Source organism: Sphingorhabdus sp. (assembly GCF_040079335.1).
Lineage (GTDB): Bacteria > Pseudomonadota > Alphaproteobacteria > Sphingomonadales > Sphingomonadaceae > Sphingorhabdus_B.
Genome location: NZ_JBEBKL010000112.1, coordinates 1 through 2,462 on the forward strand (window position 1 = coordinate 1; position 2,462 = coordinate 2,462).

General features: G+C 57.7%; 2 protein-coding genes. Both read left to right on the forward strand.

Translation table 11 applies throughout. From position 1 onward, the window contains the following. The first annotated feature begins 170 nt into the window (after positions 1 to 170). Positions 171 to 1,103 carry an ATP-binding cassette domain-containing protein gene (locus ABL922_RS14560; RefSeq protein WP_349024929.1) on the forward strand — a complete coding sequence of 311 codons (933 nt, stop codon included), beginning with the start codon at positions 171 to 173 and terminating at the stop codon, positions 1,101 to 1,103. After that, positions 1,100 to 2,323: an ABC transporter permease gene (locus tag ABL922_RS14565; protein ID WP_349024930.1), complete on the forward strand. Its 1,224-nt coding sequence runs from the start codon at positions 1,100 to 1,102 to the stop codon at positions 2,321 to 2,323. Before ABL922_RS14560 ends, ABL922_RS14565 begins: the two co-directional genes overlap by 4 nt. Positions 2,324 to 2,462 lie beyond the last annotated feature (139 nt).

A 2,462-nucleotide genomic window follows, 5' to 3' on the forward strand; every position in this document is an offset into this window, starting at 1 on the left:
GGCGCAGCCGCTCTCCAGCCGCTGGCGCAAGGTGGCCGGGGGCTATTCGACAATCGGCAAAACCTTCCGCCTTTGCCCGATCCTTCAGAGCGTTAACCAAATTTGTCTTGTGTCTTTTCACGCGCTGTCCCTATTCGGGTATCGGATCGGTTTTGGGGCTTATTACTATTATGCATGCAATCGAGGCACGCGGGCTTGTCAAGCAGTTCGAAGGTTTCCGCGCGGTCGACGGCATCGACCTTAACGTGCCCGAGGGGAGCATCTACGGCATATTGGGGCCCAATGGTGCCGGCAAAACAACCACGCTGCGCATGTTGCTCGGCATCATCGACCCCGATGCAGGCACCCGCATTCTGCTGGGTTCAGACCGGCCATTGAGCCAATCAAAGCTGGTGGGGTATCTTCCCGAGGAGCGCGGACTGTATCAGTCAATGCGCGCGGCAGACACCATCGCCTTCATGGGTGCCTTGCGGGGCATGCAGTTGAAAGCTGCCGAGCAGCGCGGACGCGAATTGATGGAGGAGGCAGGACTGGGCTATGCCGCCGACCGGCAGATCCGGCAGCTTTCAAAAGGTATGGCGCAGACCGTGCAACTGCTCGGCACAATTGTCCACGATCCCAAACTGATCGTTCTCGACGAACCTTTCTCCGGCCTTGATGCGCTTAATCAAGCCAAGCTAGAGCGGATGATCCGCGCGCAAGCAGACCGGGGTGTTACGATCATCTTTTCAACCCACGTCATCGCGCATGCCGAGCGGCTATGCGAACGCATCGCGATCATCGCCAAGGGCAAGGTCAGTTTTGACGGGCTGGTGTCGACTGCGCGCGACCGGCTGCGCCCGCAAGTGCATCTCGAAACCGAAACTGCCGATGGCCCGTGGCGCAAGGCGCTGCCTGCTGACGCCCGGCATGAGGGCAATTGGTGGCATTTCACACTGCCCGACAGTGGTGTTGAACCTTTGCTGACCGCGTTGGTTGAAGGCAAGGCTGGCGTGAAATCGCTTTCGATCGAACGCCCCGGTCTGCACGATGCCTTTGTCGCAATTGCGGGTGAGGATGCGGCAGCCGAGATGGATGCACCCACACCGGAGGACCTGCTATGATGGAAACAATCCGTGCCGCATTCGTCATTGGCCGCCGTGATTTCACCGCGATCATCTTCTCTAAAGCCTTCTTCTTCTTCCTCTTGGGGCCGATGTTCCCGCTGCTGGTGGGCGGTGCCGCAGGCTTGCTCGGCGGACAGGTTGCGCGCGACGCAGACCGTCCTGTTGTCGGGGTCGCCATGTCGATCGACGATAGCCGCCAATTACTGGCGGCGCGCGCGACATTGGCTGAACAAGTTGGCGAAAGGCGATTGCCCGAGTTGAAGCAATTGGCGCAATCCGCGACTGGAATAGCGCCCGAAAAGTTGCTGGAAGACAAGAAAAATGGGTTGGCAGCGGTGCTGAGCGGAAGTCTGAAAAAGCCGGTTTTGACGGGCACCAGTGGACCGATCGAAAACTATCGGGGCGAGATCGCAATACTCAGCGCCTTCGCCAGCAACGTAGACTCGATGGACTTGCCTATGGTCGAAACTCGACTGGTCCAAAGCAGCGCGGGGAACGAAAAACGCAAACGCCTCGCAACGGCGCAGGCAACACAAGTTTTGCTGTTCATGCTGACCATGCTGCTTGCGGGCATGGTACTTTCCAACCTGGTCGAGGAAAAGGCGAACAAGATCATCGAAATCCTGGCCGCAGCCGTGCCGATGGACGCCGTCTTTCTCGGCAAGCTGTTCGCCATGCTCGCCATGGCATTTGTCGGCATCGCCGTCTGGGCGACTGTCGGCTTCGGGCTTGCAAGCCTGTCTGGACCGGCGCTGCCTAGCCTGCCCACGCCCGCTGTCGGTTGGCCTGTATTTGGCCTGCTAGGCGTGGTCTATTTCACAATGGCCTATCTCATCCTTGGATCATTATTCCTTGGAATAGGCGCAATGGCGGCGACGGTGCGCGAGGTGCAAACGTTGTCGATGCCGGTGACGATGGCGCAATTGATCAACTTCTTTCTCGCCATGTACACTGTTACAAAGCTGGGCGAGCCTATCGAGATTTTTGCTTGCCTATTTCCGTTCACTTCGCCCTTCGCAATGATCGCCCGCGCGGCGCAGGATACGGCGCTTTGGCCGCATCTGCTGGCGGTTATGTGGCAAGCGGTTTTTGTGATGATCATTCTGCGCATCGGGGTCTATCTGTTCCGTCGCAATGTCATGAAATCAGGAAGTGCGGGGCGGATCAAAGATTCCGGCGGCAAAAAACTTTTCGGACTGGTCAAACTGCCCGGCTGAAAGCGCTAACAGCCGATTAAGTTGCTTATCGAAACGGGATTGACATTATTGTCAGCAATGGCACTCTTCACGACAAAGAAGAGGAGTCTAAAATGGCAACTGCCCCTGTGCTCGATACATCGGCAACCGAATCTGGCGA

Bases quoted from the DNA above. Each gene is read 5' to 3' on its own strand.
- ABL922_RS14560 (WP_349024929.1), top strand. From the start codon at position 171: ATGCATGCAATCGAGGCACGCGGGCTTGTCAAGCAGTTCGAAGGTTTC.
- ABL922_RS14565 (WP_349024930.1), top strand. From the start codon at position 1,100: ATGATGGAAACAATCCGTGCCGCATTCGTCATTGGCCGCCGTGATTTC.